Source organism: Gemmatimonadota bacterium (genome assembly GCA_026387915.1).
Classification (GTDB): Bacteria; Gemmatimonadota; Gemmatimonadetes; order Gemmatimonadales; family Gemmatimonadaceae; genus Fen-1231.
The window spans coordinates 108835-123055 of the sequence record JAPLKS010000022.1; the positions used below are offsets into that span (position 1 = coordinate 108835).

Here is a 14221-nt window from a genome sequence, read left to right on the forward strand (position 1 = left end):
GCGGCGACGCGCGTCACCCAAGGAGGACGTTGTGGAGCACGAGCAACCGCAGACCCCGGGCGTCGACGGCGAATCTTCTCGCCCCGACGCCTCGCCTACCGACGCGGCCGTCTCGCGCCGCCGCTTTCTCTCCGTCGCGGGCTCGGTAGGTGCCGCGCTGACGTTCGTCGCTCCGCGCTTTGCGCGCACGCTGCACGCCGAGTCCGCTCCTCCGCTCCCCATGCCACTCGGCACGGGGGCGGCGGTGAATGCGGCACCAATGGCAGCGGCCGATCTCGCAAGTTTTGCGAGCGGCGTGCAATGGCGCATGCTCGGCCCCTTCCGCGGCGGGCGTGTGCCCACGGCGTGTGGCGTCCCGGGCCGACCAAATGAATTTTATTTTGGCGCCGCCAATGGTGGCGTCTGGAAGTCGATCGACGCCGGCCGCGTGTGGACGCCGGTGTTCGACGGCCAGCCCGTTGCATCGATTGGCGCCGTCACGGTGGCACCTTCGCATCCGGATACCGTATACGTGGGCACCGGCGAGAACACGCTGCGTGATTCCATGGGCTACGGCAACGGTGTGTACAAATCCACCGATGCCGGCAAGACGTGGACGCACTGTGGTCTCGACGACACGCATCACATTGGCAAAATCGCCGTGGATCCGCGCAACGCCGACATCGCGTTCGTGGCAGCCATTGGCAATCTCTATACGGCCACGCCGCATCGCGGCGTGTATCGCACGCGCGACGGCGGCAAGACGTGGCAGAAGGTGTTGTTTAAGGACGACAACATTGGCGCGGTGGAAGTGGTGATTGATCCCACCAACTCGTCAATTGTGTACGCCGGACTTTGGAATACCCGTCGTCCACCCTGGTACACCTACTCGCCCACCAATGGCCCAGGTGGCGGCATTTACAAGAGCACCGACGGTGGCAGTACGTGGAAGCCGCTCACGAATGGTCTGCCGAAGGAAGGCATTGGCCGTACGGGAATCGCGGTGGCACCGAGTAATCCCAAGCGCTTGTACGCAGTGGTGGATTGTCTCGTGCCCGAGCCCGGTGCCGCGCCCGGTGCCGCGCCCGCTGCCGCTCCCGGCGGCGGACGCGCTGGTGGTGGCGGTGGTGGCGGCGTTCCACAACAGGGTGGCTTCTTCCGCTCTGATGATGGCGGCGCGTCGTGGACGCGCATCTCGAGCGATCAAGCGCTGTGGGGACGCGGGTGGTATTTCGAGAAAGTTGCCGTCGATCCCAAGAACGCCGACGTGGTGTACGTGCCGAACGTTGCCGTCAGCCGCACGATGGACGGCGGAAAAACATGGGTCGCATTGCGCGGATCACCCGGCGGCGACGACTATCATCAGGCGTGGGTCAGTCCAGATGACAGCAACACGATGATCGTCGCGAGCGATCAAGGCGCGATCATCACGCACAACGCCAAGGCTGCCGACCCGCGCGATGTGACGTGGAGTTCATGGCTCAATCAGCCCATAGCGCAGATCTATCATGTGTCGGTGGATTATCGCTTTCCGTATTGGGTGACGGGCGCGCAGCAGGATTCCGGCGCCGTGGCCGTGCGTTCGCGCGGCAAGTTCGGACAAATCTCCATGCGCGACTGGGAACCGATTGGCGCAGGCGGTGAAAGTGGGATGACCGCCGGCGATCCGCTGCACCCGGGGCACGTGTACGGCGGTACGGGGACGTGCTTTGATCTCGAGAGCAATGCGGCGGTCGCGGGTACCACCGCGCCCGTCTCACCCGAGCCTGCGCGCGCCGACTGGACGCAGCCGCTCGTGATTTCGCACGCCGATCCGCGTGCGATGTACTACGCCAATCAATTCCTCTTCAAGAGCACCGATCGCGCGCGCAGTTGGACGCAGGTGAGTCCCGACCTCACGCGTGCGGAACCGGGCACACCGCCGAATCTCGATGCAGCGGCCGCCGCGCACGCGGACCGCAACGGCAAGCGCGGCGTGATCTACGCCGTATGCCCGTCGCCGTTGCTGGTGCCGATGGTGTGGGCCGGTACGGACGATGGGCTCATTCACGTGACCACCAACGACGGCAAGAGCTGGCAGAATGTGACGCCACCAGCCGTTGGTGCGTGGAGCCGCGTCACGGGGATCGACGCCTCGCACTTTGATTTTGCGGTCGCGTACGCGAGCGTGAGCCGTCATCAACTCGGTGATTTTGATCCGCATATTTTCCGCACGCGTGATCAAGGCAAAACGTGGCAGCGCATCACCACCGGCCTGCCGAAAGGCGTGTACGTGCACGTCGTGAAGGAAGACCCGATGCGGCAGGGCTTGCTCTTTGCCGGCACGGAACGCGGCATTCACTTCTCGGTGGACGACGGCGACAACTGGCAGCCTTTGCAGGGGAATCTGCCGGCAACATCGATGCGCGATCTTGAGATTTACAACAACGATTTGATTGTCGCGACGCATGGCCGCGGCTTCTGGGTGGTGGACGACATCAGCGCCCTCCGTCAGCTCTCGGCGGCGGTGTTGCAGGCCGATGCGCATCTGTTCAAGCCAACCGATGCGATCAACGTGACGCAGGGGAACGACAACGGCACGCCGTTGCAGAAGGATGAGCCGCAGGCGCTCAATCCGGCGGCCGGCGCGCCGATCGATTTCTACTTGAAGGCGAACGCCACCGGACCGATCACGCTCGAGATTCTCGACGCGAGTGGCACAGTGGTGCAGACATTGAGTGCCGAAGCGCCGGCCGCAGCGGCGACGGGGCGCGGAGGACGCGCGGGGGGCATTCCGAACACCTCCCCGCTTTGGCGACCGTCGCCGGATGCCTTCCCCACGACGGCGGGACTGCACCGCGTGTTTTGGATCCCAGTGGCCGGTGGCGGACGCGGAGGACGAGGCGGCGGCGGTGGTGGCGGTGGACGCGGCAGCAGCCCAACACCGCTCACCGGCACCTTCACGGCCAAACTAACGGTGGCTGGCAAGAGCTACACCCAGTCGTTCGCCGTAAAACCCGACCCGCGCTCGCACTAAGCACAGGCGGCAGGGCACTCAAGCGGACCCCGTGGCCGGCTCTCCTGATGGAGGGCCGGCCACGGTCGCATTTCCATCCGAGGGGTTGCCCTTGCGGCACCAGCGCACTATTCATACATACGTATGAATACACCCGCCACCGCCCCCGAACGCCTCCTCGCCGTTGCCGGTGACCTCTTTGCCCGCGCGGGCTTTGACGCGGTGTCGGTGCGCGACATCATCACGCGCGCCAAAGCCAATCTGGGCGCGGTCACCTACCACTTCGGCTCCAAAGAAGCACTCTTTCACGCGGTCATCGAACGCGTCGGCGGCAAGCTCGCCGATCGATTCGCAGAACAGGCCAGCCAGCCAGGGCCGCCGCTCGACCGCATCTGCGGCATTGTCACAATGGTGCTTACCGATCGCGAGTTTCCCGCCGGTGCCATGATCCTGCGCGAACTCGCCGCCACCGACCGACCGCTCCCCCCGCCCCTGCTTCGTGTGATGCAGCGCAACCTCGGCACCATCGCAGGGCTCATTCGCGAAGGACAGCGCGATGGCTCCATCTGCAAAGGTGAGCCGGAACTGCTCGCCATGAGCGTCATGGCGCAGCCATTCCTCCTTCGCGTGGTGAGTCGCATTCCGCGCGATGTCGCGGGAGTCGACCGGAACGACCCGCGCACACAAAAACGTCTCGTCACACACGTCGTTTCCATCATCCGTCGCAGCCTCGCGACACAGCCCGAGCATCGGTCATGATTCCGATTCTGCTCTTCTCCGCACTTCTGGTCACGCAACAAGACACCGCGCGCCTGACCATCGCCACGGCCGTTGACCGTGCGATCGCCACCCACCCGTCGGTGGCCGCCGCGCGCGCGCAGCGGGACGTCGCATCCGCCGATATCGATCAGGCGCGTGCCGCGTGGCTCCCCATGCTCAGCCTCGACGGCGCCATCAATCGGTTTGAAAAACCGATGATTGTCTATCCCCTGCACGCACTCGATCTGCGCAACCCGCCTACGTTCGACCGTGCGCTGGCACAAGCATCGGTCGGCGCCGCATACACACTGCTCGATTTCGGGGCGCGCTCCTCGCGTGTGCATGTCGCCGAGCGACAGCGCGAGGCCGCCGACGCCACGCTCGGCGCCACGGAACAACAGTTAGCCGCACGCACGGCGAACGCGTATCTCCGCGTCCTCACCACGCGCGGTATTCTCGCCGCGGAAGATCAGCGCCTCGCCGCCCTATCGGCCGAAGCGAAGCGCGCCCGCGACAGACTCGCCGCCGGAAAATCGGCACGGCTCGACACGTTGCGGGCGGCCTCCGAACTCGCCTCCGCGAGCGCCGATCGTCTGACGAGCGCGTCGAACGTGGACATTGCCGAACACGAACTCGCACGTCTCGTCGGCGTTGCCTATGAGACCGTGCACCAAGCGCCGCTCGCGGGCGTGCGACTCTCGCCAGCCGCGAACAACGCCGACGCCACCGTCACGCGCGGCGCCCTGACCGCCCGCGCGAACAGCGCGAACACCGATGTGGTGGCGGCGACACGGCGCGCCGACGCCGCCCAAGCCGCCATCGGATCGGCGCGCGCAACGATGTATCCGCAAGTGCAAGCCATGAGCGCGATCGTCGATCGGAGCAATATCACGGGCCGCTACCTCGCGGAGTGGCAGATGGGCGTCGCTTTCTCGTATCCGATTTTCACGGGCGGCGCCCGCACAAGCCTGATTGGTCGCGCCGAAGCAGCGGCGCGCGTCTCAGAGGAACAAGTGCGCGCCGCCAAACTCACCAACGCGCAGCAACTGGATGAAACCCAATCCACACTCGACGGATCGCGTGCACGGGTGACGGCCCTCGAAGCGGCTGTCGCGCAATCATCTGAGGTGGCGCGCATCACACAGTTATTGCGCGATGTTGGAGAAGGAACACAAACCGATTACTTGATTGCCGAAGCTAATCTTTTTCGTGCTCGTAGCAGTCTCGTGCAGGCCCGCCACGCCGTCATTGCGGCGCGAGTGGAACTGGCACGGGTACTGGGCGAGCTCTCACGCTCCTGGATTGCCAGCTCGCTGGAGACACTCCCATGAAACGCGCCCCGATTCTCATTGTGCTCGTCGCGGCAATCGCCGTTGGCGGGTATTTCTATCTTCGTCCGCGGGCGCAGAGCGACAGCATGGCGTCCAGCGGTACTGTTGAGGCGACCGAAGCGTCGCTCGGCGTACAGGTCGCTGGCCGCATCGAAGCCATTCGTGCTCGCGAAGGTGACAAGGTGCGGACGGGCGACACACTCGCGGTGATCGACCGCACCGAACTCCGCGCACGGCAGGCACAGGCCGAAGCGCAACGCGATGCGGCGCGCGCCCTGCTGACCGAGTTTGAGCGCGGCTCGCGCCCTGAGGAACTGGCGCAGTCACGCGAGGCCGATAGCGCGGCCGCCGCGCGCCTCACCGACGCACAGCGCGATCTCGCGCGCGTGCAGCAACTGTTCCGCGAAGGAGCGGTGTCGCAGGAGGCGCACGACAAGGCACGCCTCGCTTTGGATGTGGCGCGCAGTCAACGAGAGCAGGTCGCGCAGCAACTGCAGCTCGTACGCTCCGGCCCACGCAGCGAGCGGATCGCGGCGCAGCGCGCGGCGGTACAGCAGGCCGATGCCGTCGTGCGTCAGATTACCGCCCAACTGGCAAACGCCGTCGTGCTCGCGCCCTTCGATGGCGTGGTCACCGTGCGTCAACGGCAGCCTGGCGAAATCGTCGCGCCGGGCGCTCCCCTGCTCACCCTCGCGAACCTCGGCGATCGCTGGGTGCGCATTTACATCGCAGAAGACCGACTCGGCGCCGTTCAGCTCGGCGAACCGGCAACGATAACGACCGACACCTACCGCGACCGGCAGTACACGGGCGAGGTCGCCTTTATTGCGAGCGAAGCCGAGTTTACTCCGCGCAATGTGCAAACGACGGCGGAACGCGTCAAACTCGTGTATGCCGTGAAGGTGCGCATCACGGGGGACACGACCAACGCACTGAAACCCGGCATGCCCGCGGACGTTCTGCTCCGCCCCAAGCGGTAGCTGGCGATGACGACTGCCCGTCGCCCTGTCGATCAATCCGCGACTGACTCGTTCGCCATTTCGGCGCACGGCCTCACGCGCGCGTTCGGCACACTGACGGCGGTGAACGGGTTGACGTTCAACGTGGGCAAGGGTGAGTTGTTTGGGCTGGTCGGTCCTGACGGCGCTGGCAAGACAACCACACTGCGCATGCTGGCCGGTGTGCTGCCACCGACGAGCGGTGACGCGGAAGTCCGCGGCGTCAGCGTCGCGCGCGACCCGGAAGGGGTGAAGCACCACATCGCCTATATGTCGCAGCGGTTTGGGCTCTACACCGATCTCACCGTGCGCGAAAATATTGATTTCTACGCTGATCTCTACGAGGTGCCGGCCGCGGAACGCGCCGCACGCCGCGAGCGGCTCTATCAGTTCTCCAATCTTGGCACCTTTGAGCATCGCCTTGCCGGCCAGTTGTCCGGCGGCATGAAGCAGAAGCTCGGCCTGTGCTGTGCGCTCATTCACCAGCCTGAGATTCTTCTTCTCGACGAGCCAACCTTCGGCGTGGATCCCATTTCGCGTCGCGACCTCTGGTTGATTCTCGATGAAATGGTCTCGCAGGGCGTCTCGGTGCTCGTAACCACCGCGTATATGGACGAAGCGGAGCGGTGCGACCATGTGGCCCTACTCAATCAAGGGCGCATTATTGCGCTCGATACCCCCGCGGCGCTTCAAGCGACTATGCGCGGCCAGATTGTGTCGTTGCGGGCGTCGGACAGCCGCCGCGCGGTGGAGCGAATCAAAAGTGAACCGTCCGTGCGCCGAGCCACGCTGTTTGGCGACACGATCCACGTGGTCATGTCCGAGAGCGCGCGCGACTGGAGCGGCGTAGCAAGTGCGCTCGCCGCAGACGGGATCACCATCGCAGATGTGCATGACGTGGAAGCCTCGCTCGAGGATGTCTTTATTGAACGGGTCAAAGGCGCTGAGGCGGCCGCGGCGGCCGCGGTGGCGCCGTGACCACTCCTCTCGCCCCGCTCAATAATTCGCCAACATCGGCGCGCCTCGCTGTACAGGTGCGCGATCTCACGCGCACGTTCGGCACTTTCACGGCCGTTGACCACGTCACTTTCGATGTGGCCGAAGGAGAAATCTTCGGATTCCTTGGCCCCAATGGCGCGGGGAAGACGACCACCATCAAGATGCTCACCGGGTTGCTTGCGCCGAGCGGTGGCGAAGGGCGTGTGGCCGGACTGGATGTGCGCACGGCGTCCGAGGAAATCAAAACACGCATTGGCTACATGTCGCAGCTGTTCTCGCTCTACGGCGATCTCACCGTTGAGGAGAACATTGCATTCTTTGCCGGCCTGTACGAGGTCTCCGGCGAGCGTTTGGACGCGCGCCGCGCGTGGGTGCTTGAGATGGCGGGACTCACCAAGCATCGCACGCAAATGACCAGCGAGCTCCCACTTGGCTGGAAGCAACGGCTCGCACTTGGCTGCGCGGTGTTGCACGAACCGCCCATTCTGTTTCTGGACGAGCCGACTTCCGGCGTGGACCCTATTTCGCGCCGCGCATTTTGGGAACTCATCTATTCACTCGCGGACCGCGGCACGACCGTGTTCGTGAGTACGCATTACATGGAAGAGGCGGAGTACTGCAATCGACTCGCGTTGATGAACCGGGGCCGGCTGATTGCCTTGGATCGTCCCGACGCGCTCCGCAATCAGATGATGGAGCCCATTCTTGAAGTAGCGACACCCGACGCCGCCGCTGCCGCACAGGCCCTGCAGCACCAACCCGGGATTATTGAGGCAGCGATGTTTGGACGCGCGTTGCACGTGGTGGTGAACGACGTGACGGCCGCGGAGTCGTTCTTGCCAACCTTTCTCGCTGCGCGTGGCCTTCAGTGCGAGCGCGTGACGCGAATCCGGCCATCCCTAGAAGATGTGTTTGTCTCGCTTGTGCGCCGCGAGGGCGGCGCGGTGATTGGCTAACCGATGCGTATCCGCCCGAGCCGCCTCTTGGCGATTGCGCGAAAAGAAGTCATTCAGTTGCGGCGCGACGTGCGCAGCCTTGCCATGGCGTTCGTGGTGCCAGCGGCAATGGTGATGTTCTTTGGGTATGTGATCAGTTTTGATGTGAGAGACATCACGTTGGCGGTACTCGATCAAGACCATTCCCAGCGGAGTCGCGAGCTGGTCGAGTCTTTTGCGGCGTCAGGACGGTTTCGGATTGTCGATCGGCTCTCGAGGAGCGAAGACGTGGCTCCGCTGCTGGATCGTGGGGCAATCCGCATGGCGCTGGTGATCCCGCCAGGCTTCGAACGAGAGTTAGGGGCAGGAGCCACCGCCCCCGTGCAGGCGATCATCGATGGCGCGGACGCCAACACCGCTGGCATTTCGGCCAACTACGCCACGGCGATCGTCATGGCGTATTCCGCCAAGATCGTCCTGCGGACAACACTCGCGGCCGCACCGGTGAGTGCTGAGGCTCGTGTGTGGTATAACGAGGCGCTCGAGAGTCCGCCGATGATCGTTCCGGGATTAGTGGCAGTGATCATGATGATTATTGCCGCCATGTTGACGGCGCTGACCGTGGCCCGAGAATGGGAACGTGGCACCATGGAGCAACTGGCCGCCACGCCGGTGCACCCGGCTGAGGTGATTCTCGGCAAACTGTTGCCGTATTTGGTGATTGGGCTGATCGACGTCGCCGCCACGATTCTCATTGGAATGTTCGTGTTTGATGTGCCATTCCGCGGGAACCCTGCGCTTCTTGGCATTATGACCACGATGTTCCTCGTTGGTTCACTCGGGCTCGGCATTTTTATTAGCACGGTCCTGCGCTCGCAGCTCCTCGCGACGCAAGTGGCCATGCTCGCGACATTCTTGCCCTCGGTGCTGCTCTCGGGATTGATGTTCGACATCAATGCCATGCCCCTTCCCTTACGCATCATCTCGCTGGCAGTGCCGGCGCGGTTCTTCATCACCGTCATGCGCGGCATCTTCCTCAAGAATGTCGGCATCCCCGTGCTGTGGGGTCAGGGACTCGCGATGGTGGCGTATGCCATCATCGGCCTGACGCTGGCGGTTCGCGCATTCCGTAAGGAGATCGCATGAAGCGACTGAGCTTTAGTCGCCTCGGGCAGCTCCTGCGTAAGGAGATGCGGCAGTTGCTGCGAGATCCGCGGTCGCGGCGCATGCTCTTTGTGGCACCGATCTTTCAGCTGCTGATCTTTGGATATGCGGTGAACACGGATGTTCGCCACGCGCGCACCTATTTGCTCGACGCAGACCAGAGCGCTGAGTCGCGACAGCTGGCAAGCACGCTCACCGCGAGCGGCTACTTCGACATTGTAGACCGTAGCGATCGGCCAGCGCAACTCACCCGCGCACTCGATGCCGGCGATGTGCTGCTTGGCGTGAACATTCCTCGCGGCTTTGGCGCTGACGTCTCACGCGGGCGCCCGACGTCCGTCCAGCTGCTGGTTGACGGCGCTACCGCTAACACCGCGAATGTGGCGCTTGGCTACGCGACCCAGATCATTGGACGATACGGCAATCAGCGCGGCGCACAGATCGCCGCCCGAGCGAACGGTGGCACCATGCCCAGCGGCGTGGACTTCAAGATGCGGATGTGGTACAACCCGAATCTCGAAAGCCGCGTGTACAATGTGCCCGCCGTTATGGGAAACATCGTCATGCTGATGGCGTTACTTCTCACATCGCTCGCCGTCGTACGGGAACGAGAGCTCGGTACGCTCGAGCAGCTCATGGTGAGCCCGCTTCAGCCCATTGAATTGATTCTCGGCAAAACGTTGCCGGCGGCGCTCATTGCGATGATCGATGTGGTTATCATCACCGTCGTGGCACTCCTCTGGTTTCACATTCCCTTTGCCGGCAGCTATCTGGTGCTGGGCGTGGCAAGTGCGCTGTTTGTGGTCACCGGCCTTGGTGTCGGCTTGTGGATTTCGACCGTGAGCAACACGCAACAGGAAGCATTTATGCTGATGTTCATGTTCTTCCTACCTGCCATGATGCTCGGTGGTATGATGTTCCCCGTGGAGAACATGCCGCACTGGGTGCAGGTGGCTACGCTGATCAACCCGGTGCGCCACTATCTGGTGGTAGTGCGCGGCGTATTCTTGCGCGGCGCAGGCTGGAGCATTGTGATGCCCCAGCTGATAGCGCTCAGCGCAATCGGCGCCGTCGTCCTTGGGTTCGCGACGGCGCGGTTCCGCAAAACAGAGATGTAGCGCCGTTGGCGCAGCCTATTTTGGCCGCGCCAACGCCTCCTTCAGCCGCGCCTTGGTGATCGGCAGTTGCACCACGCGAGCGCCCACCGCGTCAAACACGGCGTTCGCCACCACAGCGCCCATCGTAATGATTGCGGGCTCACCACCGCCCATCGGCGGTTTGTCAGACGCCTCGATAATCACCGCCTCGATCTTCGGTACCCACGAGAAACGTGGGATGGCATAGGTGCCGTAGTTCTTGTCGAGCACCACGCCGTTGCTGAAGCGCACTTCTTCGGAGAGCGTGTAGCCGAGTCCCATGGTGATGCAGCCTTCAAGTTGCTGCCGCGTGCCGTCAGGGTGCACGACGAGCCCCATATCTTGCGCGCACACCACGCGCACAACCGTCACCTCTCCCGTCTCGCGATTCACCTTTACCTCGGCAATGCTCGCCACCCACGTGCCAGCATCTGTTCCGCAGGCAATGCCGATGCCGCGTCCGCTCGGTGCGACTTTCGGCACGTAGCCGAACTTGGCCGCCGCCGCTTGGAGTACGCCTCGCATCCGTGCGTCGGTGAGGTTCTTGAGACGGAACTCGAGCGGATCAACGCCAGCTTTCGCCGCGAGCATATCCATGTGCGACTCGCGCGCAAAGACATTCGCGTTGGCCCCAGGCGCACGCCACGGCCCAATGCCAAAGGGATGCAGGTCACCCGAGTTCCCCATCCAGCCGCCACGCACGAGAGTGCGATGATTGGGAATCTCGTATCCGTGCGCCGCGCCGCGATCGCCTGCGCCGATGACTGTGTAGTCCCACGCGACGATCTTCGAGGCACTGTCGAGCCCCGCCTTGATCTTGATGACGGCGGCCGGGTCGAAGGTGTCGTAGAAGAACTCTTCGTCGCGTTCCCAGATCACGCGCACCGGTACGCCTGCAACCATCGCGAGCCGAGCGGCTTCAATGGCCTGCGCACCCGCACTCTTACCGCCAAAACCGCCACCCACGTACGGTGTGATCACGCGAACTTTTTCCGGCGCGAGATTCACGGCGCGCGCCAGCTGTGTCTTGAGGGGGAACGGCGTCTGCGTGCTCGCCCATACTGTGAGCTTACCATCGGCAAACTCGGCGACCGCAGAATGCGTTTCCATCGGCGCATGCGCGACGTAGCCTTTGAGATACGTCTGCTCCACCACCACTTTGGCACCCTTCAAAGCGTCGGCCACCTGCCCAGCTGAACCGGTGACATTGCCCACCGGAGCCTTGGCTTCGAGATGCGCGAAGATCGTACGGTCATTGAGGGGAGACGGGGATGCACCGTAGGTCGCCTTGATGAGACGCATCGCCTTGTCCGCTTCGTCGCGATGGGCATGCAGCACGGCCACAAGTTCTCCGGCGCGCACCACGCGCGCGCCTGGCACAGACTCGGCCGCTGTGGTGTCGATGTTGGCGAGTACTGCACCGTGCGCCGGAGGACGTACGATGCGGGCGTGCAGTGCACCTTTCGGCGCAATATCGCCGGCGTACTTAGCGCGTCCGGTAACTTTTTCAATGGCGTCTCGACGAGGCACCGATGTGCCCACGATGTTCATGGCAGAAACCGCTTCGAGCGGCGCAGGCCCTTCGAGACGACGTTCGATGCGTTTGCCCGCGGTGAGTTCGCCGTAGCTCACTCGCTTGCTCGCGTCCGTGCGTGACTGCACGATGCCGTCCTTTACCTCGAGCGACGCAGCGGGGAGTTGCAACCGGTCCGCAGCCATCGCGACAAGCGTTGCACGCGCTTCGGCGGCGGCGGCGCGAATCGCCGGCCCGAGTTGGCGAATACTGAGCGAGCCGAAGGTTCCCATATCGATGGGGCAGAGATTGGTATCGCCCAGCACAATATCTACGGCACTGATCGGCACGTTGAGTTCATCCGCCACCAACTGTGGGAAGGAGGTGCTGATCCCCTGTCCCATTTCGATCTTGCCGACGTACGTGGTCACGCGCCCATCGGCACCGATGTGCAGAAACGCATTGAAGTCGGTGCCAGCGCGTTGCTGCGCTGCGGCCGCCGGCAGTTCAGGACGCACTGGGCCGGGACGCATCGAGAACGCAACGAGTAGACCACTGCTCGTGACCGACAAGAAATCGCGGCGATCCATCCCACTCAAGCCGTCGGCGTGCGAGGCGTCGGCGCTCAGCGTATGAGGCACGTCGTTTCGCGGCGTCACTTGGCCGCTCCCGCCATCACCGCGGCGGCTTCTTCGATGGCATCTACAATGCGTAGGTGCGCACCGCAGCGACAGAGATGTCTGTCCATCCCCTCCATGATTTGCTCGCGCGTTGGCCGCGGATTTTTCGCCAGGAGCGCGTGGGCGCCGAGGATCATCCCTGGCGTGCAGAAGCCGCACTGGAAGCCCGCGTGCTTTACGAAAGCGGCTTGAATAGGATGCAGATGATCGCCGGTGGCGAGCCCTTCGATGGTGATGACTTTTTTTCCGTCGGCGAACGTAGCTTTGGTTGAGCACGCGCGCACGGCTTGGTCATTCACGAGTACGGTACACGATCCACAGAGCGCTTTGCCGCATCCATACTTGGTTCCGGACATTTCAAGATCGTCACGGAGCACCCAGAGCAGCATGCGCTCGTCGTCAATGGTGACTTTGCGCACAGCGCCATTCAGCGTAAATGAAATGGTCTTCGTCATAGTCTCTCCCTGGGACGGTATCCCAACACAGCGATCCGACGCCTACAGGGTAAAGACCAACGGCCATATGAGCTAGAGTGAGTAACCCCCGTTTGCTACCGAAGTTGCTGAAAGACGCTCAGCCGGTCGGTGACCTGCCAATGTCCCGTGAGCCGATCACCGTCTACGGAATAGATGGTGATTCCCGACGTGTGTACGGGCTTCCCGGTGGCAGGAAAACCTGGGAGGTCGGCGAGAAAGGTGCCCGACCAACGCCAGGTCACGGCGATGCGGTTTCCTTCTTCGAGCATCATGTCGACGCTGAACTTCTGATCGGGAAAGGGCGCGCGACTCGTCACGAGTCGGTGCTTGAACCCATCGCGCGTCAGCGTCTGTCCGTGCCAACCATCACCGGGATCGTGGTGGATGGTGTACGACTCGGCGAGATACGTATCGACGGCGTCCGCGTTGCCGTTGTCCCACACGTCATGCAGGAATGCAGCAATCAGCGCCTTTGCCGGTGACGACGCAGTGAAAGCGGCGGAGGCGAGGTCGGTCACGCGGTCTCCTGTGCGGAGTGACTAAAGGCGAGGTGCGTCGCGTGGGTGCGCACGTCGTGCGGCCACTCCCGGATCAGCTCTCCGAACCGTGCATGATCGCCGGCGAAGAGTGCGCGGGTTGCCTCTTCGAATCCGGGGAGATCGCCGGCCATCGCCAGCATGAAGTGGTATGCCGCTTCATGTGCGTGCCGCCGCCGATCTTTTTCGCCACCCGCACGACGCGCCTCCTCTACGAGTTTGCGCAGTGTGACGGACGCGCCCCCTTGTTGGGTGCTGAGCCATTCCCAGTGACGCGGCAACAACGTGACCTCGCGCGGCACCACGCCAAGTTTGGGACGTCCCCGTCCGCGCGGCGGTTCGGCGGGCGGCGAGTAGCGCGCCGTGATCTCAGCGTCGGTGCCGCGGGTGTCCACATCAATCGAGCGGCCCGTTTGGTTGTTGAAGATGAGGAGCGGGCCGTCTGCGTTTGCATCGACGGCAGCACGGTACGCGACGGCGATCTCCGCCAACGTGCCGGAGGCGAGGCGTCGAAATCCGCCAAAAAGCGCGTAGGGCTGGGACTGGGAACTAGGCATGTCGGAGCGGCTTCTATATGATAGGGATATCGAATATTATTATCCGGATATATATCTGTCAATATTATCCGGATAAATAAGCCACCAAACAGCTGTTCGCTAAGCGATGGCTCAAGCAGAGGCAGCCTAGCCCAACCGCTAGACTTTCAAGCCCGAAAAAGGC

Annotated in this window: 12 protein-coding genes; 8 read left to right on the plus strand and 4 right to left on the minus strand. The window is 63.3% G+C overall.

Annotated features, from left to right (window positions below):
* Positions 1–31 precede the first annotated feature (31 nt).
* From NTZ43_14435 to NTZ43_14470, 8 genes are all read left to right on the plus strand, one after another.
* Positions 32–2995 carry a hypothetical protein gene (locus tag NTZ43_14435; GenBank protein MCX5768413.1) on the plus strand — a complete coding sequence of 988 codons (2964 nt, stop codon included), beginning with the start codon at positions 32–34 and terminating at the stop codon, positions 2993–2995.
* 123 nt (positions 2996–3118) lie between these two features.
* Positions 3119–3733, plus strand: a complete 615-nt coding sequence (locus NTZ43_14440) for a TetR/AcrR family transcriptional regulator (GenBank protein ID MCX5768414.1) — start codon at positions 3119–3121, stop codon at positions 3731–3733.
* Positions 3730–5064, plus strand: a complete 1335-nt coding sequence (locus NTZ43_14445) for a TolC family protein (protein MCX5768415.1) — start codon at positions 3730–3732, stop codon at positions 5062–5064. The genes NTZ43_14440 and NTZ43_14445 overlap by 4 nt, the downstream gene beginning before the upstream one ends.
* Positions 5061–6044, plus strand: a complete 984-nt coding sequence (locus NTZ43_14450; GenBank protein ID MCX5768416.1) for an efflux RND transporter periplasmic adaptor subunit — start codon at positions 5061–5063, stop codon at positions 6042–6044. The genes NTZ43_14445 and NTZ43_14450 overlap by 4 nt, the downstream gene beginning before the upstream one ends.
* A 6-nt stretch (positions 6045–6050) precedes the next feature.
* Positions 6051–7040: an ABC transporter ATP-binding protein gene (locus NTZ43_14455; GenBank protein ID MCX5768417.1), complete on the plus strand. Its 990-nt coding sequence runs from the start codon at positions 6051–6053 to the stop codon at positions 7038–7040.
* Positions 7037–8017, plus strand: coding sequence for an ABC transporter ATP-binding protein (locus tag NTZ43_14460; protein ID MCX5768418.1), 981 nt, complete (start codon positions 7037–7039; stop codon positions 8015–8017). Before NTZ43_14455 ends, NTZ43_14460 begins: the two co-directional genes overlap by 4 nt.
* Before the next feature lie 3 nt (positions 8018–8020).
* Positions 8021–9142 carry an ABC transporter permease gene (locus NTZ43_14465; protein MCX5768419.1) on the plus strand — a complete coding sequence of 374 codons (1122 nt, stop codon included), beginning with the start codon at positions 8021–8023 and terminating at the stop codon, positions 9140–9142.
* Positions 9139–10278, plus strand: coding sequence for an ABC transporter permease (locus tag NTZ43_14470; protein ID MCX5768420.1), 1140 nt, complete (start codon positions 9139–9141; stop codon positions 10276–10278). The genes NTZ43_14465 and NTZ43_14470 overlap by 4 nt, the downstream gene beginning before the upstream one ends.
* Positions 10279–10293: 15 nt before the next feature.
* On the opposite strand, the gene NTZ43_14475 is transcribed toward NTZ43_14470, so the two are convergent.
* The 4 genes from NTZ43_14475 to NTZ43_14490 form a co-directional block, all read right to left on the minus strand.
* Positions 10294–12468 carry a molybdopterin-dependent oxidoreductase gene (locus NTZ43_14475; GenBank protein MCX5768421.1) on the minus strand — a complete coding sequence of 725 codons (2175 nt, stop codon included), beginning with the start codon at positions 12466–12468 and terminating at the stop codon, positions 10294–10296.
* Entirely contained in the window at positions 12465–12944 is a 480-nt protein-coding gene (locus NTZ43_14480) for a (2Fe-2S)-binding protein (protein ID MCX5768422.1), read from the minus strand. The genes NTZ43_14475 and NTZ43_14480 overlap by 4 nt, the downstream gene beginning before the upstream one ends.
* Positions 12945–13039: 95 nt before the next feature.
* The gene (locus NTZ43_14485; GenBank protein MCX5768423.1) at positions 13040–13483 is read right to left on the minus strand and encodes an ester cyclase; all 444 of its coding nucleotides are present in this window, start codon (positions 13481–13483) and stop codon (positions 13040–13042) included.
* Positions 13480–14058 carry a DUF2239 family protein gene (locus NTZ43_14490; protein MCX5768424.1) on the minus strand — a complete coding sequence of 193 codons (579 nt, stop codon included), beginning with the start codon at positions 14056–14058 and terminating at the stop codon, positions 13480–13482. The genes NTZ43_14485 and NTZ43_14490 overlap by 4 nt, the downstream gene beginning before the upstream one ends.
* Between the last annotated feature and the right edge of the window lie 163 nt (positions 14059–14221).

Bases quoted from the DNA above. Each gene is read 5' to 3' on its own strand.
- NTZ43_14470 (MCX5768420.1), top strand. From the start codon at position 9,139: ATGAAGCGACTGAGCTTTAGTCGCCTCGGGCAGCTCCTGCGTAAGGAG.
- NTZ43_14480 (MCX5768422.1), bottom strand. From the start codon at position 12,944: ATGACGAAGACCATTTCATTTACGCTGAATGGCGCTGTGCGCAAAGTC.
- NTZ43_14440 (MCX5768414.1), top strand. From the start codon at position 3,119: ATGAATACACCCGCCACCGCCCCCGAACGCCTCCTCGCCGTTGCCGGT.
- NTZ43_14465 (MCX5768419.1), top strand. From the start codon at position 8,021: ATGCGTATCCGCCCGAGCCGCCTCTTGGCGATTGCGCGAAAAGAAGTC.
- NTZ43_14455 (MCX5768417.1), top strand. From the start codon at position 6,051: ATGACGACTGCCCGTCGCCCTGTCGATCAATCCGCGACTGACTCGTTC.
- NTZ43_14490 (MCX5768424.1), bottom strand. From the start codon at position 14,058: ATGCCTAGTTCCCAGTCCCAGCCCTACGCGCTTTTTGGCGGATTTCGA.
- NTZ43_14445 (MCX5768415.1), top strand. From the start codon at position 3,730: ATGATTCCGATTCTGCTCTTCTCCGCACTTCTGGTCACGCAACAAGAC.
- NTZ43_14450 (MCX5768416.1), top strand. From the start codon at position 5,061: ATGAAACGCGCCCCGATTCTCATTGTGCTCGTCGCGGCAATCGCCGTT.